The organism is Pseudomonas sp. LBUM1666, assembly GCF_059695775.1.
The window spans coordinates 2,754,875-2,778,872 of the sequence record NZ_CP166789.1 but is presented as its reverse complement, the minus strand read 5'-3'; the positions used below and the strand labels follow the sequence as shown (position 1 = coordinate 2,778,872).

General features: G+C 59.3%; 26 protein-coding genes and 3 pseudogenes. 16 read left to right on the top strand and 13 right to left on the bottom strand.

Annotated elements, in window-relative coordinates; translation table 11 throughout:
• Positions 1-32 precede the first annotated feature (32 nt).
• Positions 33-248 carry a DUF4287 domain-containing protein gene (locus ACA056_RS12715; protein WP_497273186.1) on the bottom strand — a complete coding sequence of 72 codons (216 nt, stop codon included), beginning with the start codon at positions 246-248 and terminating at the stop codon, positions 33-35.
• A gap of 227 nt (positions 249-475) precedes the next feature.
• Between ACA056_RS12715 and ACA056_RS12710 the strand changes: the two genes are divergently transcribed.
• Positions 476-880 (top strand): carbohydrate-binding module family 20 domain-containing protein, encoded by a 405-nt coding sequence (locus ACA056_RS12710; protein ID WP_497273184.1) that lies wholly within the window; start codon positions 476-478, stop codon positions 878-880.
• 87 nt (positions 881-967) lie between these two features.
• Here the strand turns inward: ACA056_RS12710 and ACA056_RS12705 are convergent, their stop codons facing one another.
• Positions 968-1,852: a LysR family transcriptional regulator gene (locus ACA056_RS12705; RefSeq protein WP_497273182.1), complete on the bottom strand. Its 885-nt coding sequence runs from the start codon at positions 1,850-1,852 to the stop codon at positions 968-970.
• A gap of 121 nt (positions 1,853-1,973) precedes the next feature.
• Here ACA056_RS12705 and ACA056_RS12700 point away from each other — a divergent pair, with 121 nt between their 5' ends.
• The 3 genes from ACA056_RS12700 to lldD all read left to right on the top strand — a co-directional run bounded on the left by ACA056_RS12700 (position 1,974) and on the right by lldD (position 6,662).
• Positions 1,974-3,623, top strand: a complete 1,650-nt coding sequence (locus ACA056_RS12700; RefSeq protein ID WP_497273180.1) for a GMC family oxidoreductase — start codon at positions 1,974-1,976, stop codon at positions 3,621-3,623.
• A gap of 171 nt (positions 3,624-3,794) precedes the next feature.
• Positions 3,795-5,417 carry an MFS transporter gene (locus ACA056_RS12695; protein ID WP_497273178.1) on the top strand — a complete coding sequence of 541 codons (1,623 nt, stop codon included), beginning with the start codon at positions 3,795-3,797 and terminating at the stop codon, positions 5,415-5,417.
• 102 nt (positions 5,418-5,519) lie between these two features.
• Positions 5,520-6,662, top strand: a complete 1,143-nt coding sequence (lldD, locus tag ACA056_RS12690) for an FMN-dependent L-lactate dehydrogenase LldD (protein ID WP_497273176.1) — start codon at positions 5,520-5,522, stop codon at positions 6,660-6,662.
• Between the two features lie 68 nt (positions 6,663-6,730).
• Here the strand turns inward: lldD and ACA056_RS12685 are convergent, their stop codons facing one another.
• The gene (locus tag ACA056_RS12685; protein WP_283190543.1) at positions 6,731-7,099 is read right to left on the bottom strand and encodes a DUF427 domain-containing protein; all 369 of its coding nucleotides are present in this window, start codon (positions 7,097-7,099) and stop codon (positions 6,731-6,733) included.
• Positions 7,080-7,469: a hypothetical protein gene (locus tag ACA056_RS12680; protein WP_497273174.1), complete on the bottom strand. Its 390-nt coding sequence runs from the start codon at positions 7,467-7,469 to the stop codon at positions 7,080-7,082. Before ACA056_RS12680 ends, ACA056_RS12685 begins: the two co-directional genes overlap by 20 nt.
• Before the next feature lie 415 nt (positions 7,470-7,884).
• Between ACA056_RS12680 and ACA056_RS12675 the strand changes: the two genes are divergently transcribed.
• The 5 genes from ACA056_RS12675 (at position 7,885) to ACA056_RS12655 (ending at position 12,371) form a co-directional block, all read left to right on the top strand.
• Positions 7,885-9,834 (top strand): DNA topoisomerase III, encoded by a 1,950-nt coding sequence (locus tag ACA056_RS12675; protein ID WP_497273172.1) that lies wholly within the window; start codon positions 7,885-7,887, stop codon positions 9,832-9,834.
• Between the two features lie 78 nt (positions 9,835-9,912).
• Positions 9,913-10,542, top strand: a complete 630-nt coding sequence (locus tag ACA056_RS12670; protein ID WP_497273170.1) for a glutathione S-transferase family protein — start codon at positions 9,913-9,915, stop codon at positions 10,540-10,542.
• Positions 10,543-10,591: 49 nt separating this feature from the next.
• A complete protein-coding gene (locus ACA056_RS12665) occupies positions 10,592-11,095 on the top strand; it encodes a GNAT family N-acetyltransferase (protein ID WP_497273168.1) in 504 nt (167 codons plus the stop codon).
• Positions 11,096-11,614: 519 nt separating this feature from the next.
• Positions 11,615-11,944, top strand: coding sequence for a hypothetical protein (locus ACA056_RS12660; protein ID WP_033054455.1), 330 nt, complete (start codon positions 11,615-11,617; stop codon positions 11,942-11,944).
• A gap of 124 nt (positions 11,945-12,068) precedes the next feature.
• Positions 12,069-12,371 (top strand): hypothetical protein, encoded by a 303-nt coding sequence (locus tag ACA056_RS12655; RefSeq protein ID WP_497273166.1) that lies wholly within the window; start codon positions 12,069-12,071, stop codon positions 12,369-12,371.
• On the opposite strand, the gene cynR is transcribed toward ACA056_RS12655, so the two are convergent.
• Positions 12,357-13,262, bottom strand: coding sequence for a transcriptional regulator CynR (cynR, locus tag ACA056_RS12650; protein ID WP_497273164.1), 906 nt, complete (start codon positions 13,260-13,262; stop codon positions 12,357-12,359). The two genes, ACA056_RS12655 and cynR, sit on opposite strands and share 15 nt — an antisense overlap.
• 124 nt (positions 13,263-13,386) lie before the next feature.
• On the opposite strand from cynR, the gene cynS reads away from it, so the two are divergent.
• The gene (gene cynS / locus ACA056_RS12645) at positions 13,387-13,854 is read left to right on the top strand and encodes a cyanase (protein ID WP_201112519.1); all 468 of its coding nucleotides are present in this window, start codon (positions 13,387-13,389) and stop codon (positions 13,852-13,854) included.
• 115 nt (positions 13,855-13,969) lie between these two features.
• Positions 13,970-14,632 (top strand): carbonic anhydrase, encoded by a 663-nt coding sequence (locus tag ACA056_RS12640; protein ID WP_497273161.1) that lies wholly within the window; start codon positions 13,970-13,972, stop codon positions 14,630-14,632.
• Between the two features lie 80 nt (positions 14,633-14,712).
• On the opposite strand, the gene ACA056_RS12635 is transcribed toward ACA056_RS12640, so the two are convergent.
• Positions 14,713-15,063, bottom strand: coding sequence for a BON domain-containing protein (locus ACA056_RS12635; protein ID WP_497273159.1), 351 nt, complete (start codon positions 15,061-15,063; stop codon positions 14,713-14,715).
• Between the two features lie 170 nt (positions 15,064-15,233).
• The gene (locus ACA056_RS12630; protein ID WP_497273157.1) at positions 15,234-16,736 is read right to left on the bottom strand and encodes an aldehyde dehydrogenase family protein; all 1,503 of its coding nucleotides are present in this window, start codon (positions 16,734-16,736) and stop codon (positions 15,234-15,236) included.
• Between the two features lie 81 nt (positions 16,737-16,817).
• On the opposite strand from ACA056_RS12630, the pseudogene ACA056_RS12625 reads away from it, so the two are divergent.
• A pseudogene (locus ACA056_RS12625) lies at positions 16,818-16,997 on the top strand (N-acetylmuramidase domain-containing protein); the annotation flags it as partial.
• 18 nt (positions 16,998-17,015) lie between these two features.
• Here ACA056_RS12625 and glsB read toward each other — a convergent pair.
• Positions 17,016-17,924: a glutaminase B gene (glsB, locus tag ACA056_RS12620; RefSeq protein ID WP_497273155.1), complete on the bottom strand. Its 909-nt coding sequence runs from the start codon at positions 17,922-17,924 to the stop codon at positions 17,016-17,018.
• Between the two features lie 395 nt (positions 17,925-18,319).
• On the opposite strand from glsB, the gene ACA056_RS12615 reads away from it, so the two are divergent.
• The 3 genes from ACA056_RS12615 (at position 18,320) to ACA056_RS12605 (ending at position 19,888) form a co-directional block, all read left to right on the top strand.
• The gene (locus ACA056_RS12615) at positions 18,320-18,523 is read left to right on the top strand and encodes an HvfA family oxazolone/thioamide-modified RiPP metallophore (protein WP_077750139.1); all 204 of its coding nucleotides are present in this window, start codon (positions 18,320-18,322) and stop codon (positions 18,521-18,523) included.
• Between the two features lie 57 nt (positions 18,524-18,580).
• Complete coding sequence (locus tag ACA056_RS12610; protein WP_497273152.1) at positions 18,581-19,096, top strand: HvfX family Cu-binding RiPP maturation protein; 516 nt, start codon at positions 18,581-18,583, stop codon at positions 19,094-19,096.
• Positions 19,097-19,189: 93 nt separating this feature from the next.
• Complete coding sequence (locus ACA056_RS12605; protein ID WP_497273150.1) at positions 19,190-19,888, top strand: dienelactone hydrolase family protein; 699 nt, start codon at positions 19,190-19,192, stop codon at positions 19,886-19,888.
• 52 nt (positions 19,889-19,940) lie between these two features.
• On the opposite strand, the gene ACA056_RS12600 is transcribed toward ACA056_RS12605, so the two are convergent.
• The 3 genes from ACA056_RS12600 to ACA056_RS12590 form a co-directional block, all read right to left on the bottom strand.
• The gene (locus tag ACA056_RS12600; protein WP_497273148.1) at positions 19,941-20,915 is read right to left on the bottom strand and encodes a nitrilase-related carbon-nitrogen hydrolase; all 975 of its coding nucleotides are present in this window, start codon (positions 20,913-20,915) and stop codon (positions 19,941-19,943) included.
• A gap of 104 nt (positions 20,916-21,019) precedes the next feature.
• Positions 21,020-21,952 carry a GlxA family transcriptional regulator gene (locus ACA056_RS12595; RefSeq protein ID WP_497273146.1) on the bottom strand — a complete coding sequence of 311 codons (933 nt, stop codon included), beginning with the start codon at positions 21,950-21,952 and terminating at the stop codon, positions 21,020-21,022.
• A 154-nt stretch (positions 21,953-22,106) separates the two neighbouring features.
• Positions 22,107-22,307, bottom strand: coding sequence for a YbdD/YjiX family protein (locus ACA056_RS12590; RefSeq protein WP_033054429.1), 201 nt, complete (start codon positions 22,305-22,307; stop codon positions 22,107-22,109).
• Positions 22,308-22,481: 174 nt separating this feature from the next.
• Here ACA056_RS12590 and ACA056_RS12585 point away from each other — a divergent pair, with 174 nt between their 5' ends.
• A complete protein-coding gene (locus tag ACA056_RS12585) occupies positions 22,482-22,967 on the top strand; it encodes an adenosine-specific kinase (RefSeq protein WP_497273144.1) in 486 nt (161 codons plus the stop codon).
• Between the two features lie 54 nt (positions 22,968-23,021).
• Here ACA056_RS12585 and ACA056_RS12580 read toward each other — a convergent pair.
• Together ACA056_RS12580 and ACA056_RS12575 are read right to left on the bottom strand one after the other, a co-directional pair.
• A pseudogene (locus ACA056_RS12580) lies at positions 23,022-23,291 on the bottom strand (C4-dicarboxylate transporter DctA); the annotation flags it as partial.
• 139 nt (positions 23,292-23,430) lie between these two features.
• A pseudogene (locus ACA056_RS12575) lies at positions 23,431-23,904 on the bottom strand (isocitrate/isopropylmalate family dehydrogenase); the annotation flags it as partial.
• Positions 23,905-23,998 lie beyond the last annotated feature (94 nt).

Genomic DNA, 23,998 nt, shown 5'->3' with positions numbered 1-23,998 from the left:
GCCTGCCACATTGCGAGCCGTTTACAGGTGGCTCACGTTTTAGTGCTCGCTAAATAATGCGCAACCAAAGCATTCGCATGGCCATGCCCCATACCGTGTTCAGTCTTCAGCCAGGCCACCATTTCCATATGTTTCTTACCGCTGACTGTCCCGAGCAGGTCCAGCCAGTGGCTGATGGGCTGGCCATATTTTTTCTCGATTGACGGGAAGTACGACGCTGGGCCTTTCACTTTTGTATCTTCGGTCATGCTGCAAGCTCCCTTTATCGCGACGGAGTGTCGGTGGACGCTCCTTGTCTTCATCCCACCAATTGAAGGCCAGGATGGCTGCACAGTCCAGCGCAAACAAGCTCGCAGTTAATAAGCAACGATTGAAGCTATCGCGAAATGCGCTAATGAACTGTCAGTTCTAACAGGTCACTTTCAGTTCGGCCGGGGCTAAGCTGCGCCCACTGGAATGAATTGAGGTGTTCATCATGTCTCGCAATCATTACCTATTGCCGCTGGGCGTTTTCTTGTTGGCGATGCTGCCCGTGTTCCGCGATGCCCTGGGTGTCACGTGGGAGCCCTTAAAAGACGAAGTGGAATTTCAATGCGATAACGGCAACACGGTGCCGGGCTACAGCGTCTATGTTGTCGGCAACCATCCGGTGTTAGGGAATTGGGATCCGGCCAAGGCCGTAAAGCTCGACCCTAAACCCGCCCCTAACAACTCTACATGGACCGGCAAGGTACTTTTCCCAGGCACGGACGACGGCAAAAATGAGGAATGGAAGTGTATCGTGCGCAAAGAGAACGACCCGACCGACGTGAAGTGGCAGCCCGGTCCCAACAACACGGTGAAGTTGGTTTTCCGCACAAAGAGTATCGGCACGTTCTGAGGCGTGAGTGAACATAAGGGAAAGTGAATCTGACACTCTCCCAAGATCAAAAGATCGGGCCGTGTTCGGACGATCTTTTGATGTTTGTTATCCCAGCAACAACGCCTGCTCGCGCTCACACAACTCCACCACGTAATCCCACAACACCCGCAACCGCACGGATTTGTGCAACTCACGCCGCGTGCTGATCCAGTAGCTGCGCTGAATACTCTCATCCGGCAGCAACGGCACCAGGCCGGGATCGGCGCTGGCCATGTAGCACGGCAGCACGGCGATCCCCAGGCCTGAGCGCGCGGCCTGTTGCTGGGCGATGACGCTGGTGCTGTGGAAGACCACCTGCGGATTGCGGCAGAAGCTGTTGAGAAACATCAATTCCTGGCTGAACAGCAAGTCGTCGACATAGCCAATCCAGGCGTGGCGAGCGAGGTCTTCGCGGCTGCGCAGCGGTGGCGAACGGTCGAGATACTCCTGGCTGGCGTACAGCGCCAATCGATAGTCAGTCAGTTTGCGGGTGACCAGCATGTCGGCGGCCGGGCGCTCCAGGTGGATGCTGATCTCGGCCTCGCGATTGAGAATGCTGACAAAGCGCGGCACGGCGACCAGTTCCACTTCCAGTCCGGGGTAGCGTTCAAAAAGCCCGTTCATGCGACTGGCGAGGAACATGATGCCCAACCCTTCGGTCACGCCGACGCGGATCTTGCCCAGCGGTGCCGTGGACTGGGTGATTTCTTCCTGCGCCAGCAATGCGACGTTTTCCATCGCTTCGGCGTGTTTGAGCAATGCTTCGCCCGCCGGGGTCAGCTCATAACCCTGGGCATGCTGGACAAACAACGCCGTGCCGAGGCTCTTTTCGATGGCCTCGATGTGCCGGGCCACGGTGGCGTGGGTGGTGTTCAAACGGCGGGCAGCGGTGAGCAAACGCCCGCTACGCTGCAACTCGAGAAAAAACCGCAGGTCATTCCAGTCGAACATGAGCCGTCCTTGAGATGGGGCTGTTTAAAAACGCACAGCGGCTGCGCAAAAACTAACATTCTTTTGACGAAAGCTAACAACTAGGATGACCGACAACAAGAACAACAACATGAGGTCACGGATGCAGACTTCCCTGGATGAATACGACTACATCGTGGTCGGTGCCGGCCCGGCCGGTTGTTTGCTGGCCAACCGGTTGTCGGCCGACCCGCAACATCGCGTGCTGCTGCTCGAAGCCGGCGGCCGCGATAACTATGCGTGGATTCACATCCCCGTGGGTTACCTGTTCTGCATCGGCAACCCGCGCACCGACTGGTGCTTCAAGACCGAAGCGCAACCTGGCCTGCAAGGCCGCGCCCTGAGTTACCCGCGTGGCAAGGTGCTCGGCGGCTGTTCCTCGATCAACGGCATGATCTACATGCGCGGCCAGGCCGGCGACTATGACGGCTGGGTGGCTCAAGGCAATCCCGGCTGGAGCTGGCAAGACGTCCTGCCGTTGTTCAAAAAAAGCGAAAACCATTTTGCTGGCGACTCGGAGTTTCACGGCGCCTCCGGTGAATGGCGGATCGAACGTCAGCGGCTGTCATGGCCGATTCTCGATGCCTTCCGCAGCGCCGCCGAGCAAAGCGGCATCGCCAGCATCGATGACTTCAACCAGGGCGACAATGAAGGCTGCGGCTACTTCCAGGTCAACCAGAAAGCCGGTATTCGCTGGAACGCGGCCAAGGCGTTTCTCAAACCGATCCGCAACCGGCCCAATCTCACCGTGCTGACCGACGTCGAAGTGGATCGCGTGCTACTGGATAACGGCCGTGCATCAGCGGTCAGTGCGCGTTGGCAGGGTCAGGCGAAAACCTTCAAGGCGCGCAAGGAAATCGTGCTGTGCGCCGGTTCCGTCGGCTCACCGAGCATCCTGCAACGTTCCGGGATCGGCCCTCGCCCGCTGCTACAAAAACTGGGGATTGGCGTTGCCCAAGAACTGCCCGGTGTGGGTGGCAATCTGCAGGATCACCTGCAACTGCGCCTGATCTACAAACTGGAAAACGCCCGCACCCTTAACCAGATCGCCGGCAGCCTGTGGGGCAAGATGGGCATGGGCCTGCGTTACCTGTATGACCGCAGCGGCCCGTTATCCATGGCGCCGAGCCAACTCGGGGCGTTCGCCCGTTCGGGGCCGGAGCAGACGTCGGCGAATCTCGAGTACCACGTTCAGCCGCTGTCGCTGGAGCGTTTCGGTGAGCCATTGCATGCGTTCCCGGCCTTCACGGCGTCGGTGTGCGATCTGCGCCCGCAAAGCCGTGGTCGCATCGAGATCCGCTCCACCGATCCGCAGGAAGCACCGCTGATTCAGCCCAATTACTTGAGCCATCCGGAGGACTTGCGGGTGGCAGCAGACGCCATTCGCCTGACCCGCCGCATCGTCGCCGCACCGGCCCTGCAAGCATTCAAACCGGTCGAGTACTTGCCCGGCGACAGCTTGCAGAGTGAAGAACAATTGCACGAAGCCGCCGCCCGCATCGGCACCACTATCTTCCATCCGGTCGGCACCTGTCGCATGGGCAACGACGCGGACGCGGTGGTCGATGCCGAACTGCGCGTTCACGGCATCCCCGGCCTGCGCATCGCCGACGCCTCGATCATGCCGCGCATCACTTCGGGCAACACCTGTTCGCCTACGCTGATGATTGCCGAAAAAGCTGCACAACTGATCCTCGAAACCACCGCCAACACCCCCACTGTGGGAGCGAGCCTGCTCGCGATGACGGTCTGACATCCAACATCTATGGTGACTGATACACCGCCATCGCGAGCAGGCTCGCTCCCACAAGGGATTGCACTCCAACAGGGATTGCAGCTGATTCGCGAGCATTGAGCATTACCCCTACAAGGAACACGCAACACCAGTGGAACAAAAAAAACAATCACTGTGAGGGATACCGATATGTCAGAACATGTTCAGCCTCTGGAAGCCGTGCGCAGCGCGGGCACCAGCAAGGAAACCCAAAAAGTCATCTTCGCCTCGTCGCTCGGGACGGTCTTCGAGTGGTACGACTTTTTCCTCTATGGCGCCCTCGCGGCGGTGATCAGCAAACAGTTCTTCGCCGGGGTCAACGACACCACGGCGTTCATCTTTGCGCTGATGGCCTTCGCTGCCGGCTTCATCGTGCGGCCGTTCGGCGCCTTGGTGTTCGGCCGGCTGGGGGACATGATCGGGCGTAAATACACGTTCCTTGCGACCATCATCCTCATGGGCCTGGCGACCTTCTGCGTCGGACTGCTACCGACCTACTCGAGCATCGGCATTGCTGCGCCGATCATTCTTGTGGTGCTGCGCATGCTTCAGGGCCTGGCCCTGGGCGGTGAATACGGCGGCGCTGCCACGTATGTCGCGGAACACGCACCGATGGGTAAACGCGGTTTCCACACCAGCTGGATTCAGTCCACCGCAACCCTCGGCTTGCTGCTGTCGCTGCTGGTGGTGCTCGGTTGCCGCTACTTCACTGGTGACCAGTTTGAAGTCTGGGGCTGGCGGATTCCGTTCCTGTTTTCGATCATTCTGCTGGGCATCTCGACCTGGATTCGCATGAGCCTGCACGAGTCGCCAGCGTTCGTGAAAATGAAAGAAGAAGGCAAGCTCTGCAAATCACCGCTGCGCGATTCCTTCGGCAAATGGGAAAACCTGAAAGTCGTACTGATCGCCCTGTTCAGCATCAACGCCGGACAAGCCGTGACCTTCTACGCGGCGCAGTTCTACGTGCTGTTCTTCCTCACCCAGTTCCTGAAAATGGACCCGGCCCTGGCCAACAGCCTGCTGATCGTCAGCGTGATCATCGGCGCACCGTTCTTCATTTTCTTCGGCTGGCTGTCGGACAAGGTCGGACGCAAACCGGTGCTGATGATCGGCCTGCTGCTGGCCACCGCGCTGTACTTCCCGATCTTCAAGTCCATCGCCCACTACGCCAACCCGGCCATTGACCAGGCCAGCCGTCAGGCACCGATCACCGTACTGGCTGACCCGGCCACCTGCACCTTCCAGTTCGACCCGGTGGGCAAGGCGAAATTTGATAGCCCGTGCGACAAGGTCAAAACCTTCCTGGTGAAACAGGGCCTGCCCTACAACAGCGAATCGGCCCCGGCCGGCAGCGCCGTGCAGGTCAGCGTTGGTGAAGTGAAACTCGAAGGCTACGACGAAGCCGCCCTGCGTGGCGCGGTGACATTGGCGGGGTATCCATCACAAGCCGATGCGCAACAGGTCAACAAGTCCATGATCGTGGCCCTCATGGTGGCGCTGATCATCATCTCTGCCATGTGCTACGGCCCGCTGGCAGCGCTGATGGTCGAACTGTTCCCGACCCGCATCCGCTACACCTCGATGTCCCTGCCGTACCACATCGGCAACGGTTGGTTCGGCGGTTTCCTGCCAACGGTGTCGTTTGCCTTGGTGGTGTACACCGGGGACATCTTCTATGGGCTGTGGTACCCGGTGGTGATTACCGGGGTGAGCCTGGTCGTCGGGATGATCTGTTTGCGTGAGACCAAGAACGTGGACCTGGATACCAACTGACAGCACGAGCAGAAAAAACGCCCCGCAATGCGGGGCGTTTTCGTTAATCTGACTCTACGCTCGACGCAACCATCGCCCCGCCACTCACCAGACCGAGGCACCATGATCATTTCATCCGCATCTGACTATCGCGAGGCAGCACGTCGCAAACTCCCGCGTTTTTTGTTTGATTACATTGATGGCGGGGCTTATGCAGAGCACACGCTGAGGGCCAATAGCGCTGATCTGACGGGCATCAGCCTGCGCCAGCGCATTCTGAAAAACGTCGCAACCCTGAGCCTTGAAACCACCCTCTTCGATCAACCACTTTCAATGCCGATCATATTGGCGCCGGTCGGCCTGACGGGCATGTTCGCCCGCCGTGGTGAAGTGCAGGCGGTTAAAGCGGCGGAAAATAAAGGCATTCCACTGTGCCTGTCGACGGTATCGGTGTGCTCGATCGAAGAGGTCTCGGCACAAAGCCAGCAGTCCATCTGGTTTCAGCTGTATGTGTTGAAGGACAGAGGCTTCATGAAAAATGCACTGGAACGGGCGAAGGCCGCCGGTGTGAAAAACCTGGTGTTTACCGTGGACATGCCCACGCCCGGCGCCCGATACAGGGACGCACACTCGGGCATGTCAGGTCCTTTTGCATCATCGCGACGAATGCTTCAGGCCATGACCAAACCCGACTGGGCATTCAACGTCGGCGTCATGGGGCGTCCACACGACCTGGGCAATATCTCGAAGTACCTTGGCAAAGCCGTCACGCTCGAAGACTACATGGGCTGGCTGGCCAATAACTTCGACCCTTCGATCAGCTGGAGCGATCTGGAGTGGATTCGTGAGTTCTGGAAAGGCCCGATGATCATCAAAGGCATTCTCGATCCTCAGGACGCCAGAGATGCGGTCAGCTTTGGCGCGGACGGCATTGTCGTATCGAACCACGGTGGGCGACAGCTGGACGGCGTGCTCTCCACCACCAAGGCATTGCCGCCCATCATGCAAGCCATCGGTAATGATCTGACGGTGCTGGTCGACTCGGGCATCCGCTCGGGGCTTGATGTCGTACGGATGTTGGCGCTGGGCGCAAAAGGCGTATTGCTGGGGCGTTCCATGGCCTATGCACTGGCCGCCGATGGTCAACGCGGGGTGGAAAATATGCTGGATATCTTCGCCAAGGAAATGCGCGTCGCCATGACCTTGACCGGGGTGACTTCGATTAGTCAGATTGATGAATCTACGCTGGTGGATACTGTTCGATGAGCTGAACACCTGACCTTAAAACGCCGCGCCCATGCGCGGCGTTTTCGTTGATGCCTGGAAAGCGACTCTCACTCGACGTCTTTGAGCACCTCAAACGTGACTTGATCGGGATAGAACGCCATATAGCCGCGTATCTGATCGACCGACACTTTGGGGTCTTCATAGCTCCACACTGCGTTAGCGCCTTCATGCCCCGGGATTTGCAGGCTGAAATAGCTGGCATCGCCCTTGTAGGGGCAATAACTCGTGTGATCGGTGCGGGCAAAGTACTTTTCATCGATATCCTCCCGCGGTACGTAATACACCGGAGGATAGTTGGCCTCGAGCAACACCAGCGCCCGTGCGGACGCGGCCACCTGAATACCGTGAAACTTTACAAGCAGGCAGCCCGGCTGCTCTGCGATGGTGATGACAGGACTAGGACCGGTGCTTTTCATGAAATACGTTCCTCATGATGCTGATGGGCTGCGCTGCAGCCCCAAAACCTGAGACCACGACTTTCAGGTATAACCCAGATTTTGCACTCACGACGGCTTCGCAGCCGAACGGGACGATGCGGCGTTCCGACGAGCCCCTCTCGCCCCCCTCGCCGGCCGCGGCCCGCTGCGAGCACGTCAGCGCCATGTGCGCCGCCACAAACTCAATAAACACCCGCAGTTTCGGCGGCACCTGGCGCCCGGAGGGCCACTTCAACAGGCTGATCGTCGTGTTTGAACGGCCAGTTCTGCAGTTTGCCGGATTTGGGAAAGCGAAAATGTAGCGCGGCTGGAACTCCCCAACGATCGACAGAAAGAGTCTGGCGATCATCGTCGATGACGCCAAGGGTAATTATCTGTCCGAAAACATCTTCGACGAGGACACCCCCTTCATCATCGAGCCGTTGAAGCAGCCACGCTACGACATTGACTTGCGCCTGATGAAGGCCGCCAGTGAAGGCATTCGCACCGTGGTGATCTGTCCGAGCAACATTTACAGCGAAAAAAGGACACTTCCCACGGAGGCTTCGATAATGATGTGAACGTGATTACCGCAGCGTTGCTGACCATTCTCAGGCGAGAGCCCGGCGCGAAGCTGGACCAACCGGTGGTTAATCTGAACTATTGAGGAGCCTGTGCAATGAATCGCAACGCACAGACTGTACATCCATACAGATAAAGATTGCCCCGTCGCTCATCAGCCGCCATTCTGTCCGCCTCTCGACAGTTGATGAGCGATGGTGGTTATGCGGCTGTACCTCTGTGAAAAACCTTCCCAGGCCAAAGACATTGCGGCCGTCCTCGGCGCCAGGCGTCGTGGCGACGGCTGCTGGCTGGGAACGGACGTCACGGTGACCTGGTGCATCGGCCATCTGCTGGAAACCGCGCCGCCGGACGCCTATGACGCGCGTTACAAGCGTTGGGTGCTGGCGGATCTGCCGATCATTCCAGAGAAGTGGAAGATGACCGTCAAACCGCGCACGGCCAGCCAGTACAAAGCGGTCAAGCGGCTACTCGGCGAGGCCGATGAGTTGGTGATCGCCACCGACGCCGACCGTGAGGGCGAGATGATCGCCCGGGAACTGGTGGAGCATTGCCGTTATCGCGGGCCGATCCAGCGGCTATGGCTGTCGGCGCTGGACGACGCGTCGATCCGCAAGGCGTTGGCAGCCCTGAAGCCGGGGGCCGAAACCTTTAGCCTTTATCATTCGGCACTCGGGCGCTCGCGGGCCGACTGGCTGATCGGGATGAACATGAGTCGGCTGTTCACGCTGTTGGGGCGTCAGTCCGGTTATCAGGGCGTATTGCCGGTCGGTCGGGTGCAAACGCCGACCCTGCGCCTGGTGGTGGATCGCGACCGCAGCATCGCCGATTTCGTGCCGGTCGCCTATTGGGCCATCGACGTGCAACTGCTGCACGACGGCACCACGTTCACCGCCCAATGGCGTGCAGCCTCCGAGGTTTGCGACGATCAGGATCGCTGCCTGAACCAGGCGTTGGCGCAAAATGCAGCGGCGGCGATTGGCAGCGCGGCGAGTGCCCGGGTGATCAAACTGCGCACCGAGCGGATGCGCGAAGTGGCACCCCTGCCCTTCGATCTGGGCACCTTGCAGGAAGTCTGCTCGAAGAAGCTCGGGCTCGGCGCCCAGGAAACTCTCGACATCGCCCAGGCCCTGTACGAAACCCACAAGGTCATCACCTATCCCCGCAGCGACTGCGGTTACCTTCCCGTGAGCCAACACAGCGAAGCACCGGGCATTCTGGCCGCGCTGAGGCAGGCTGATCCGGCACTGAACGCCTTGAACGATTTCCTGGAGCCTCAGCGCCGCTCACGGGCCTGGAACGACGCCAAGGTCAGCGCGCACCACGGCATCATCCCCACCGCTGCGGCGAAAAACCTCGAGCGACTGGCGGGCAAGCAGCGGGCGGTCTATACCCTGATCCGCGCGCGTTATCTGGCGCAGTTTCTGCCCAACCATGAATACGACCGGACCCAGGCCGACTTCGACTGCGCCGGCGAAGCCTTGCGTGCCGTCGGCAAGCAGATCGTCGAGCCCGGCTGGAAGCGCGCCCTGCCCGAGGCCCTCGCCCCGGCCAAGGGCCGCGAAGCACCGGCGCCGCAAACGCTGCCGGCATTGGCCGAAGGACGTGACTGCGCGGTGGTCGACGTCAAGCTCAAGGACCTCTGGACGCAACCGCCCAAACCGTTTACCGAAGGCGATCTGATCAAGGCGATGAAGAACGTCGCCAAACTGGTGGAAGATCCCCTGCTCAAGCAAAAACTCAAGGACACCACCGGCATCGGCACTGAAGCGACCCGCGCCTCGATCATCCAGGGCCTGCTCGACCGTGGTTATCTGATCAAGAACGGCAAGGCCCTGGCCGCCACCCCGGCCGCGTTCAGCCTGATCGATGCCGTGCCGCGTGCCATCGCCGACCCCGGGACCACGGCGATCTGGGAGCAGGCATTGGACATGGTGCAGAGCGGCGAGATGAGCCTGGAAGAATTCGTCACCAAACAGGCCGCGTGGATGAGCAAACAGGTCGCCCGTTGCGCCGGCCTGAGCCTGACCATCAGCGGACCGGCAAGCCCCGCCGGGCGCGGTGCCACGCCGTGGAAAAACAAACGCAAGCCCGCCAAACGCAAGCCCTCGACGGGCACCAAACGCGCGGCAAAACCGGCGAGCAAGGCTTGAGGGCACTTCGAGTGAGCCAAAAGGGTCTAGTGTTCTTCAAGCCCAGCGACAGCCCCATTCTCTGAAAAGGCATCGACCATGATTATCGTGCATCACCTGAACAACTCCCGTTCCCAGCGGATTCTCTGGTTGCTGGAAGAATTGGCCATCCCTTACGAGCTGAAATGCTATCAGCGCGACCCGAAGACCAACCTGGCACCGCCCGAATTGAAAGCGATCAATGCCCTGGGTAAATCACCGGTCATCGAAGACGGCGCGCAGAAGCTGATCGAGTCCTCCGCGATCATCGACTACCTGATTCGCCGCCATGGCGAGGGTCGCCTGCAACCCGATCCGTCCACCCCCGCGTATGACGAATACGTGCAGTGGCTGCATTTCGCCGAAGGCTCGGCGATGTTACCGCTGATGTTGAACCTGTACGTGGGACGCCTCGGTGAAGCCGGCACGCCGTTGCATCCGCGGATCAATTCGGAGGTGGCCAACTACCTGAGCTACCTCGACACGGCTCTGAGTCAGTCCGATTACCTGCTGGGCAATGAATTCAGCGCCGCCGACATCCAGATGAGTTTTATCGGCGAGATCGCCAGAGCCCAAGGCAAGCTCGGCAACTATCCTCATATAGCGGCCTGGATTGATCGCTTTCAGGTTCGCCCGGCCTATCAAGCCGCACTGAAAACAGGTGGGAAATACGATTTCGCCCCCCACTGAGTGATCGCACGTGGGCCAGGGATGGCCCGCGCATCAGGAGCCAACCAGCATGCCCTCGATCGAACTGCACGCCGCCCAGCGCGACGAACTGGAAACGATTGAAAACCTGATGCAGTTCTATATGTATGACTTCAGCGAGTGGCTGCCGCTGAAGCTCGGCGAGCATGGTTTCTTCAACGCTCAGCCCAAACCGGGTTACTGGCGCAATCCCGCAACCCGGCCGTTTCTGATCAAGGTCGATGGCGAGTTAGCCGGTTTTGTGACCGTGGATGATGAAACCCATACTCCCGGCGCCGAGTACAACATCGGCTACTTCTTTGTCAGTCGACGCTTTCGTGGCCAAGGCGTCGCGAAGTTTGTCGTTTCCACCCTCTTGAGCCGGTTCCCCGGTCAATGGCAAATTTTCCACCTCGACGCGAATCAGCCTGCGCAGCGGTTCTGGACCCGGGTCTTGTCTGATCTCACCCATGGCGAGTTTACCCTGCATCAGCTGCCGGTAGACGGTTATCCCTGCACCGTTTACCGATTCCAGACATCGCTGCCATCGTCCTGACTGGCGCTTTCCTATTCCGCTTTTTAATTCCAAACGACTTTGTCCGACAATATGTAGTGAGCAAAAATAATCACTACAAAACCGTTGACGCCTCCGATTTGCCCTTGCATGATGCAGACGTCTCCCCGATCGGGAGAACAGCAACACGTTTGAGCAAGCTCGTCTGACCGCCGAGCTGTTTTTCCCGGATACACGCTGCCCACAAGGCAGATTGAAGAAGCTGACCTGGCCTGAACGTCCAGTACAAGGACGAGAAGCGCTGGCGATCAATCCTCATGAAGCTTGTGGCCGACCCTGAAAATGTTGGCAGTGGCCAGAAGGTTTTCGCCGCTTCTCCTCGTTGTGACGCTATTGCGTAGCAGTTATTCAACACGACTACATGCAGCAGACGCGGGACCCCGTCAATTTGGCGGCTGACCGCTGACGTCCTGGTTTCGGTGCCAGGGATCAACTAACCGATGGGCTACCTGTATTAGCGAATCAACTTTGAAAGATCACCAAATGGTCAAGGGGCTTACTATGAATCTGAACAATCAACCCACTATCGATGAACTGGCTCGTATCTTCGCTGCACAAAAAGACAGCCATGACAGCCATATTCTGTGGATCAGCAAGTCGGGCCAGGTGCATATCGACTGCCTGTCGACGCACGCTGATGAAGCGGAGTTCGACAAGAACAACCAGAACCTGCTCGCCCGACTGAAGATGTACCGTCGCGGCCAAGGCTATGTCGGCAAGAAAGCCGCGGCTGACAAGGACTTCATCGGTAATGTTCTGCAAACCCTGAAACAGGCATGGGCCTCGATGCAGAACCAGAACGAAGTTCGGGTGATTGACCGGTTCTACTGATACCTCCACACCCCATCCATAAAAAGGCCCCGCTCGTCATATCGAGCGGGGCCTTTTTGTTTGTCTCGTGCGCACCAAACAACGCTATGGTTAATCGTGTGCACCGGATCATTGGAGTTTTGTGATGAACATACAACTGACAGGCTTGCTGTTGCTCGTAATGGCCAGTGCTGCCCATGCAAACAGCATCACTGGCGTGCCGTTGTTCGATGCGGACTGCCCCGGCAAAATCATCGTCCACGCGGATCAGGACGGGCCGGTATTGATCAACAGCAAGGAAGCCGAGACCAAAGCCATTGACGATCGCCGCTTCGAAGCCAGGGGTTCGGGCGTCGTGATCTCGATCCTCCTCTCCGATGACGACTCGGTCACGGTGTCCTCCACGGGCAAGGCGCCCAATGGTGTGTGCCAATTAATAGAAGACTGACGTCGTCGACTCACCTGCAGCCGCACCCAACACCAGCTCCATAAAAGCCACCGACGCTGCACTGTGATAGTTGTTTTTGCGTCGAAGCAGCGCGGCCCCTCGTTTGGGCGACTCCCCCAACAACGGGATTTTGCGCAACGCCCGGTCCTCGGTGGCAATGGGCTCCGGAAGGATGGTGGCGATGGCGGTGTGCCGAATGACTTCCAGCAAGGTGCTCACCGAGTTGACCTCGATCACCACCTTCGGCGTGATCTGCTCCTGAGCAAAGTACTCATCAATGCGGGTGCGGGTAACGAAGTCGGGGGCCAGCAGCGCAAACTCCAGTTGCGCGACCTCTTGCGCGGACAACCCGACCTGGCTTTCGTATAACGGGTGATCGCGCCCCACCATGACGCCCAACGTCTCGGTAAACGCCGGGATCGACTCGATGTCGGCATTTCTGACCTGGGTGAACGCGATGGCGATGTCCAGTGAGTCATCCACCAGACCGGCCTCGATGTCATCCATCGACAGCTCGAAAATCTGTAGATGGATGTTCGGATACCGCGCCACGTAATCGCGCACCAGCGGCCCTACCAGGTACGCCATGTACGTTGGGGTCATGGCCAGTCGCAGGGTGCCGCGGGACAAGTCCTTTACGTCATGCAGCGCACGTTTGCCTGCCTCCAGTTCCACCAGCACCCGACGAGCACATTCGATGTAGGCCTCGCCCGCATCGGTGGGTTTCACCGTGCGCGAGGTTCGGTCGAACAGGCTGACGCCCAGGGTTTCTTCCAGTTGCCGGATCTGTTGGGACAGGGTCGGCTGCGAAACGTGAAGCGCCTCGGCGGCGCGGGTGAATCCGCCGTGGTCGGCGACCGCCAGCAAATAGCGCAAATGTCGTAGCAGCATGGGGAATCACCATCTATAGGCTGTGCTTATGCGCTGCATTGTATATCGGTCTTGGACGCTATGGATCGATCAGCAGAAGATTGCTCCACACCCAAGCAACATCACTCCCGACAGGAGAAACACCATGCAACAGTCCCACGCCTACAACGATCCAAGCCTGGCCCTGACCACGTCGATCCTCGATGCCAAAGCGCGCAAAAACCTGTCCTGGCAGGACCTGACCGACGGCACTGGCCTTGGTCTGGCCTACGTCACCGCCGCCCTGCTCGGTCAGCACCCGCTGCCAGAAAGCGCCGCCAAAGTGATTGGCGAGAAACTGGACCTGGACGCCGACGCCGTGGCCCGCCTGCAGATCATCCCGTTGCGCGGCAGCCTCTCGGGTGTCCCGACCGACCCGACCATCTACCGCTTCTACGAAATGATCCAGATTTATGGCACCACCTTGAAAGCCCTGGTTCATGAGCAATTCGGCGACGGCATCATCAGTGCGATCAACTTCAAGCTCGACATGAAGAAAGTCGAAGACCCGGAAGGCGGCTCCCGCGCAGTGATCACCCTCGACGGCAAGTTCCTGCCACTGCGTCCTTTCTAAGCAGATGCCGGTTCTGCGAGGACTTCGGTCGAGCGCGACCCCGGCTCGGACGCAGCCTCGCGGGCTCGACAGCTGCTACAAAACAATCATTCGTCTCACGCATGAGGACATCACTATGAAAGCGCTCATCGAAGGTTTTTTGAAGTTCCAGAAAGAAGCCTTTCCGCAACGGACCGACCTGTTCAAACACCTGGCCACCACCCAGCATCCAGGCACGTTGTTCATCACCTGCTCCGACAGCCGTGTCGTGCCAGAACTGTTGACCCAACAAGAACCCGGTGAACTGTTTGTGATCCGCAACGCCGGCAACATCGTGCCCTCCTACAGCCCTCACCCCGGCGGTGTGTCGGCCACGGTCGAATATGCGGTCGCTGTACTCGGCGTCACCGATATTGTGATCTGCGGGCACTCGGACTGCGGCGCCATGACCGCCGTCGCGAAGTGCAAATGCATGGACCACCTGCCCGCCGTCAGCGGCTGGTTGCAACACGCCGAGTCAGCGAAAGTCATTAACGAATCCCGCCCTCACGCCAATGAAGCGGCGAAGGTGAGCTCAATGGTTCGGGAGAATGTCATCGCGCAACTGGCCAATATCCAGACGCATCCGAGCGTGCGCCTGGCTCAGGAGAAAGGCCTGCTGAATTTGCATGGTTGGGTTTACGACATCGAGACCGGTTCGGTCGACGCCCTGGATGCCGACAGCCACCGTTTTGTGGCGCTCGCCGAGTATCCGGACACCTGCGCCCTTCAAGCCCGATCCATAGAAGCGGCAGCCTGAAGCGTGTATCCATTGGCAGATAGACGATCGACGCAGCGCTCCCGGCTCACGGGAGCGCTGCACTGACACGATCGACCGGATTATTTATCGTCGATCCGTGTTGACGATTGTGGCCGAGTTTCAGGGGCCTCTTCAGCGTTGGGTGGTTCTGGAATGCTGCCTGGCGTGAACACGTGAGTCAGCAAGTCTCTGGCATCGACTTCGACGACTCCCTGAACCGAACGGGCCAGAGCAACAGCCTGCTCGCACTGTTTATGGGTGTTGACGCGACCGCTCAATGCCACCGTGCCCCCGTGGGTTTTGACATGGATTTGCAGGCCAAGGCTGGGTTCGGCCATTGCCAGGGCTGACTTCACCCTCGCGGTAATCCACGTGTCGTGAACGCCCCTTTCCAGATCATGAGAGTATTGTTGAAAGGAATGAAGTTTCATGGTGTAACCCTCCCTCACGTCATCGGATGCACTGCCCGTCCATTGGCTGTGCAGCCTTCTGACTCTCAGGCGAGCGTTATGGACATCTGATTCGTTTTGGAGTGCTCGCCACGCCCATACAGACGCACATTAAGTATAGTGCGGCCGTTGACTGGGGTCGTGGCGCTGGATCAGCGTTTGACCGACAGATCCGTCTGGGTCATGCGACTGCGGATCGTGAACACCCCATCTCCCGAGAGAATCGCGCTGCGAGCAAACAGGCGACCGCTCTCCCAGTTCGAAAGACCCAGTTCCGGCTTGTTTAGCGCGTACTGTCCGTCGACCCAGCGAGTAATCCCGTTACCGACAAAGGGGGCGTTGACCGCGCTGTAGAAGCGTTCCTGAGCCGCGGCATCTTCACTGATCAACGACACGGTGAACTGCGGGCTATAGCGATTGAACAACGCGATGGCGCTGTCCAGGTCATCGACGATCTTCAGGCTGACTTCCGGGGTTTCTTCCCATTCCCACTCGCGGCCCAACTGATCCTCGGGCAGCGGTTCGGCCAACGCTTCGGTTTGATAGCCTTCGGCGCGGTACACCTCAACGCTGGCGGTCTGCCAATCAGTCGGCAAGTACTGCTCGCTGCCTTCGACGATGTGCAATTTGCAACCCTGCCCGCGCGCGGTGCCGGCCTGTTGCAGCGCGTCGAGGAACAGCGGCAGCAGTTCCGCGACGCGGTCACGGTGGATCAGGCAGACGTTCATCGTGTTGCAGACTTTGCGATCCAGCGAGTTGCGCACTACCGCGGCAAAGCGTTTGGCATCGGCGTCCTTGTCGGCGATCAGCCAGGCACCACCGGTGCCGTGCAGGCTGACGGCGGTGCCGGCCTGTTGGGCGATGCTGCCCAATTGACTGACGGCGCGACCCGAACCACGGGCCACCGCCAACGACAGGCGCCGGTCGGCGAACATCGCCCAACCGGCGGCGTGATTGACGCTTTCCACCAGCGATACCGCGCCGGTCGGCAACCCGGCGTCGCTCAGTGCCGGATTCAGCGCTTGGGTGACGATGGCTTGCGCCGTGCCCAACGCATCGCTGCCAATGCGCAGCACCGCCGTGTTACCGGTGCGCAACACACCGGCGGCGTCGGCGAAAACGTTCGGTCGGCCTTCGAAGACGAAAGCGACGATGCCCAGCGGCGAGACCACTTGCTCGACTTTCCAACCGTCATGCTCGATGCAACTGACCACTTTGCCGCGCGTGGCCGATGCATCGCGCCAGGCCCTAAGGCCGGCGATCATGTCGCGACGCATGCGTTCATCAGCCAGAAGCCGTGTGGTGGAGCGTCCGCGGGCCTTGGCCCGCTCGATGTCGGCCAGGTTGGCGGCTTCGATCAAAGCCCAGCAGTCAGGGCTTTCCAGGCGTTCGGCGAAGCGATCAAAGAACTCGCTGATGGCTTGATCGGACACCGCGGACATTGCGCTGAAAGCCGCTTCGGCACGCTCGATTGCAATGGCCGCCGCTTGCTGGTCAGCCACCGGAATCAGCAACAATTCGCCGCTGACCTGCTCCACCAGCAAATGGTCCCCGGGCTGAAAGCGCGCGGCCAATTCGGGGCTGACCACAGAGACACGATTCCCGGCGAAAGGGATAGGCGTGCCAGCGACTAGACGTTCGAGCGCAAGAGACATGAAAGCGGTTTCACCATGCAGTGGGCGGCCGGAAAATGTATAGGAAAATCCCTGGAGCGTCATTAACCGCACGCCTGACCGGTGATCGAAAACCCGGCAGCCCAATATGACCGTCTGAACCTGGCCGTCGACCTGAACAGGTACGCAGCCTTGCAAAGTACATCGTGGGGGCTGGGGCAGATCATGGGATTCAATTTTGCGCAGACAAATTCCGCGGATGTCGAGACGATGATCAAGCGAATGGTCGAGTTCGAAAACCAACAACTGCTGTCATCGTGCCTAGAACACCGACCAGCCAATCCGCTGACTCAGCAACTCCAGCGCGGCCATGCCCGCGAGGGAGTTGCCGGCGGTGTTCAACTCCGGCGACCAGACGCACACCGTGAATTGCCCCGGCACCACCGCAACAATCCCCCCGCCCACGCCGCTCTTGCCGGGCAAACCGACGCGATAGGCAAAGTTGCCGGCTTCATCGTAGAGGCCGCTGGTGGCCATGATCGAGTTGACTTGCTGGGTCTGCCGGGCGGTGAGGATCTGTTCGCCGCTGTGCTTGCAGAAACCGTCATTGGCCAGAAAACAGAACGCTCGGGCCAGATCCTCACAGCTCATGCGCAGCGCGCAATGGCTGAAGTAACTGCGCAACACCGCTTCGACGTCGTTGTGGAAATTGCCGAAAGACTGCATCAGATAAGCCATCGCAGCGTTGCGCGCGCGATGCTGGTATTCGGACTCGGCGACCTTGCCGTCCACCATGACTTGCGGGTTGCCGGACAGCCGACGCACAAAGTCGCGCATCGACAGTGCCGGCGCGGCAAAGCGTGACTGGTTGATGTCGCAGATCACCAGCGCACCGGCATTGATGAAGGGATTGCGCGGGCGCCCGCGCTCGAATTCCAGTTGCACCAGCGAATTGAACGGTTGGCCGGAAGGCTCGTGACCCAGGCGCTTCCAAATGGCTTCGCCGGAGTGCTCGATGGCCTGCACCAGGCTGAACACCTTGGAAATGCTCTGCACCGAGAACAGCGTATGGGCATCGCCGGCACAATACAGTTCGCCGTCATTGCCGTACACCGCGATTCCCAGTTGATCGGCCGGCACCGTACCGAGGGCGGGAATGTAGTCAGCCACCTTGCCCTGGCCGATCAGGGGACGAACTGCGTCAAGGATCTCGTTCAACAGCGCTTGCATGCCGGGTTCCGAAGTCTCGCCCCATGGGATTGCGGGGACACAGACGCTAGACGCCGTTGGTCGAGGCCGGATCACAGTTTTGTAAAAACCGTGGCACTGCATGAACCCAATCCCAAATACACCACTGTTCCCTGTGGGAGCGAGCTTGCTCGCGATAGCGGACCAACAGTCGACATAGATGTGTCTGACACACCGCTATCGCGAGCAAGCTCGCTCCCACATTGGTTTTGTGTTGGCTGTGTATCGGAGTGTGTACAGCCCCGCCCCCGACACACCCCGCCCCTAAAACCCCACACCAAAGACACATCGCAGATACACCTGCTTGATGAACTGTGCCTGTCGATTGGCCACGCCGATCAACGCGCTCAACTCACTCAATGCTACGGAGTATCACCATGTTCAAGCTCTCGACTTCTTCTCTGACCCTCGGCCTGATCATCGCTGGCGGCCTGGCCTTGTCCAACGCGGCTTCGGCCTCCGAGTCCGAAGCATTCAGCATGAAGCAACTGGCGCACGGCTACAGCCAGGCCCAGGCCGACACGGCAGAAAAACCGGCGGAAGGTAAATGTGGCGAAGGCAAGTGCGGCGCTGGCGAGTAACCCAATGTGTGGGGCACCGCGGTGCCCCTCCTCCCTGACTGAACGGAGATCAAGCCCATGACCACCTCACTCTCATCGGCCGTGAAAGGCCTGCACTTGAACCTCGACCGTGCCGGTAGCTGGATTGCGCCGCTGACCCTGCGGGTGTTCCTCGCCTGGGAGTTCTTCGAATCAGGACTGGAAAAATTCAATGGCGAAAACTGGTTCGCCGATATTCAGGACAGCTTCCCGTTCCCCTTCAACCACGTTCCGGCCACGCTGAACTGGGAACTGTCGATGTGGGCCGAACTGATCTGTGCCCTGGCCATACTGGTCGGCCTGGGAACGCGGATCTCGGCAATCATTTTGATCGTGGTCACGGTCGTCGCGACCGCCGCCGTTCACTGGCCGGCCGATTGGTCTACATTGAGTGAGCTTGCCCAGGGTTACGCCATCAGCAACAAGGGTCACGGCAATTTCAAACTGCCGCTGATCTACCTCGCGGCCTTTATGCCGCTGTTGCTCTCGGGTGCCGGCAAGCTCAGCCTCGATGCGCTACTGGCTCGAGCCTTCTGGCGTCGCGATAACCGCTAAAACGCCAGGGACTCGATAACGTCAAGAACCCGGCATCGACGGCTACAGCCCCAATAAGCTTCACCCCACTCACATGCGAAGACAGGAGCCACCATGAGCGTGACCACCCAATGGATCGAGATCGACAGCGCCGACGGTAAATTCGGCGCTTACCTGGCGATTCCGCACACCCGCAAAGGCCCGGGGATCGTGCTGATTCAGGAAATCTTCGGCGTGAATGAACACATCCGCTCGGTCGCCGAACAATACGCTGCCGACGGTTACCTGGTAATCGCACCGGACCTGTTCTGGCGCAGCGGCGAGCGCATAGAACTGGGCTACGACGAGGCCGGCTGGAAACGCGCCGTCGAGTTGATGAACGCCACCGATGTCGGCAAGGCACAGGCCGACATCGAGTTGGCCATCGACGCGTTGAAAGCCCAGCCGGGTCTGGACGGCGGGATCGCCTCGATTGGTTACTGCTTCGGTGGTTTGCTCTCGTACCACACCGCCGCCAATGGGCTGGTGGACGTGGCAATCGCCTATTACGGCGGCGGGATTCAGAACCAACTGGACCGGGCCGATGAAATCGAAGTGCCGCTGCTGATGCACTTCGGTGAACAGGACAGCCACATCCCACTGGAAGCCGTGGAGAAAATCGCCGAACGTTTCGAGAACAACGATAACGTCGAAATTGTCGTGTACCCGGAGGCCGAACATGGTTTCAACTGCTCGCATCGCGACAGCTACAACCAGCGCGCGGCGGCTGAAGCCCATGGCAATACGTTGATCTTTTTGGGTATGGAACTGTAAGGTCAGACGAGCAAAAGGGGACTTCCAAAGTCCCCTTTTTTGTGTCTGCCGTTTAACGACTGATTTCTTCCACGGTCTCGGTCACCGCCAGCTTCGGATGTGCATTTCGTTCATGCACATGCCCGGCCGGTGTGCGATCGATCAGCAGGCTCAACAGTTCTGGACGGCTGTAGTGACCGCGCGAATCCATCATGCGTTTGCGCTTGTCGATCAGGCCCATGTCGAGATCGACGATCACCTCGCCTTCGCCTTCAGTCAGCGAGCCCAACACTACGCCGTCCGGGCTGATGATCGCGGTAAAGCAACCACCGGAAATCGGGCCGATGGGGCAACCGGTGTCGGCCATGATTTGTGCCTGTTGCTCCGGGTTCAGCCAGGCGGTGGAGTTGACCACGAAGCACGCCGATTCCAGCGCATGTTGGCGGATGTTGACTTCCATTTGCGATGTGAACAGCGGGCCGGCAAACGAGCCCGGGTACATCGACGCGTGGATCTGTTCGCCGTCGGCCATCAAGGCGTAACGGGCCAGCGGGTTGTAATGTTCCCAGCACGCCAATTGGCCGATGCGCCCTACCGCGCTGTCGGTGGCACGCAGGCCTGAGCCGTCACCCATGCCCCAGATCATGCGTTCGTGATAGGTCGGGGAAATCTTGCGCCGATGCTGAATCAGGGTGCCGTCGGCATCGAACAACAACTGCGCGTTGTACAGCGTACCGCCGTCACGTTCATTGACGCCGATTGAAACCACCATGCCGGCCTGTTTGGCGGCGGCACCGATGGCTTCGGTAGTAGACGACGGCACAGTCACGGCCTGATCCAGAAGCTTGAGGTGCTCGGCGCCCATTTCGAAAGGCGACTGAACGAACGAGAAGTACGGGTAGTAAGGCACGATGGTTTCCGGGAACACGGCGAACTGCACGCCTTGCTCACCGAGTTCGAGAATCTTCTGCACCACTTTGTCGACGGTGCCTTCACGGCTGTAAAGAACGGGACTGATTTGTACGGCGGCGGCTTTTACGAGGGTCATGGCGGTGATCTCAGTGAGGGAGTGGACTTCAACGAGGTCAAAATTACGCCAATAATATTTGGACTTAAATGTCGTATACACCACCTTTTAGGACGGCACGAACGTTAGCCTCGATTAGCGCGCTGGATCACCTGCGGTGGCTGGCCAAATGCACGGATAAACGCCCGACGCATCCGCTCCCGATCGCCAAAACCGGTATCGGTCGCCACCACGTCGATGGGGTGCCGACCGGTTTCCATCATCAGACGCGCCGCTTCCACCCGCAGGTTTTCGATGGCCTTGGCCGGTGATTGCCCGGTTTCGGCATGGAATACGCGACTGAACTGCCGAGGGCTGAGGTTGGCGGCGCTGGCCAGTTCCTCGACCGACAGCGCGGACTTCAGGTTCTGCTTGGCATAGGCCAACGCGGCCTGGATGCGATCGGTCTTGGGCTCCAGTTCGAGCATCACCGAAAACTGCGACTGCCCTCCCGCGCGCCGGTGGTACACCACCAATTGCCGGGCCACCCGCCGCGCCACCTCCGAGCCCAGGTCGCTTTCCACCAGTGCCAGCGCCAGATCGACGCAGGCGCTCATGCCCGCGGCCGTCCAGATGTTGCCGTCGTTGATGAAGATCCGGTCTTCCTCGACCTTCACCTTCGGGTACGCCTTCTGCAGTGCCGGTGCATGGCACCAGTGAGTGGTCGTCCGTCGGCCATCGAGCAAACCGGCCTCGGCCAGCGCAATAGCGCCGGTGCAGATCGAGCCCAGACGCCGGGTGGTTCGGCTGGAGTTGCGCAAAAACGCCACCATGCCCGGTGATACCGGACGGATCAGGTTGTCGCCCATCACCAACAGCGTGTCGAACGAGCGCTGGTCGAACGCCGTGGTTTCCACGCCAAACCCGGCGGAGGTCTGCACCGTACCGCCGTGCTCGGACAGCAAGGCAATGTTGTACGCCGGTTCGTCGGTGGCCATGTTGGCCAACTCGAACGTGGCGCACATGGCCAGGCCCAACACCTGAAACCCGGGGTAAACGATGAGTCCGATGGTGTGCATGGCGGTTGGCCCTTCTGACCTTAAAGGTGGCATGCCTGATTTAACAGCCACTGACGTTGCATCGCAAGATGATCGTCATTGCACGCTTTAGGGTACTGACGCTGACCGGTATCGGCGGCTCGGCCATTGTCGATGCGTTGAACTATGCGAAGTTCTAGCAGCAACGGGTATTACATTTCCCACGGCCGAAACGGGCCTCCTGACGCTCACGGAAAAACGCCGAATAGCTCATGACCGGCTCGCCGGGATGATTGAGCGCCATTTGCGCAACGTAGTTATCGTAATCGGGCACGCCAACCATTAAACGCGCGCTCTGACTGAGGAACTTCGCGACATGCTGCAGTTTGCGGTACATGGCAATTCTCGCTATGAGTGTGGGGCTGGCCCATGAAACCGCACTGATGTATCTGCAATGTGTCAGCACCGGGGCGCTTTGTATGTTCAAGTATCAAGCGCATCGATGCTCAACGCCGGGCTCGTAATCACGCTAGGCTGAAGTGTATCGACATCGTGAAAGGAGGCGTTCGAGATGCAACTCATCACGTTGAAAATCGACAAACCGGAAGCGACGAACTTCATTTTGGGTCAAACCCACTTCATCAAGTCCGTCGAAGACATCCACGAAGCGTTGGTCAATGCCGTGCCAGGCATCCGCTTTGGCGTGGCCTTTTGCGAAGCTTCCGGCAACTGCCTGGTGCGCTGGTCCGGCACCGATACCGCCATGATCGAACTGGCCCGGAGCAATGCCCAAGCCATCGGCGCAGGCCATAGCTTCATCATTTTCCTCGACGATGGCTTCTATCCCGTAAACGTGTTGAACGCCGTCAAAATGGTTCCAGAGGTGTGCCGCATTTTTTGTGCAACGGCTAATCCGACTGAAGTGATTCTCGCTGAGACAGATCAAGGGCGAGCGATCCTGGGCGTGGTGGATGGCTACTGTGCCCGTGGCATTGAAGGCGAGGAAGACATCCTGTGGCGCAAGAACCTGTTGCGGCAGATCGGCTACAAACTTTGAGCACCTTCCGTTTTAACCGGGCGCTGAACATCACACTGTTCAGCGCCTCACACCTTACGCCTGAGAGGCTTTTTGGCGAGCAGGCAGCACGGAACCTGCTCCCAGCGCTGAATGAGCAGAGATAACCTCTACCTGAGCCGTCGCGGGTTTCTCCCCTTCGACCTCGCCATTCAGCGCCTTGTGCATTTTCACGGTGTCCAGCGCCCCGACCCATTTGGCAATGACCATTGTCCCGACGCCATTACCGATGGTGTTGGTGATCGCACGCGCTTCCGACATGAACCGGTCGACGCCCAACAGCAGCACCATGCCCGCCACTGGAATGGGGCAATGCCCAGCAAAATGGAAAACAAGTTTGCCGAATATTCTTTTCATGACAGGGCCCTGATTTTTTATTGTTGTCAGGAAATGCCAAGGGGGTCTGATCGGTGATCAGCCCCTTGGCGTTGTGCCGCAGCTTGAATCAGCGTTTGATCAACTCGATGACCGCATCCGTGATCTGGCGGGTGGTGGCCGTACCGCCCAGATCCGGGGTATGCAGACCGCTCTCGGTCACCGCCTCGATAGCCGACATCAGACGCTTCGCCGCCGCTGCTTCACCCAGGTGTTCGAGCATCATTGCCGCCGTCCAGAACACTGCGATCAGGTTGGCGACGCCTTTGCCGGTGATGTCGAAGGCCGAGCCATGGATCGGTTCGAACATCGAGGGGAATTTACGCGAGGGGTTCAGGTTGGCGGTCGGCGCGATGCCCAGGCTGCCGGACAACGCGGCGGCCAGATCGGAAAGGATGTCGGCGTGCAGGTTGGTGGCGACGATCACGTCCAGCGTCGACGGTTTGAGCACCATGCGCGTGGTCACGGCGTCGACCAGTTCCTTGTCGATCCTGACGCCCGGAAAGTCCTTGGCGACTTCATAGAAGATCGAGGCGCATAACAGACGGCGATTGGACGCTATCTTTCGGGCATGGAAAGCGGCATCCGGCAGCGTGCCGAAACGAATACCCCAAAACGAAACGCCCTACGGCGTGTGG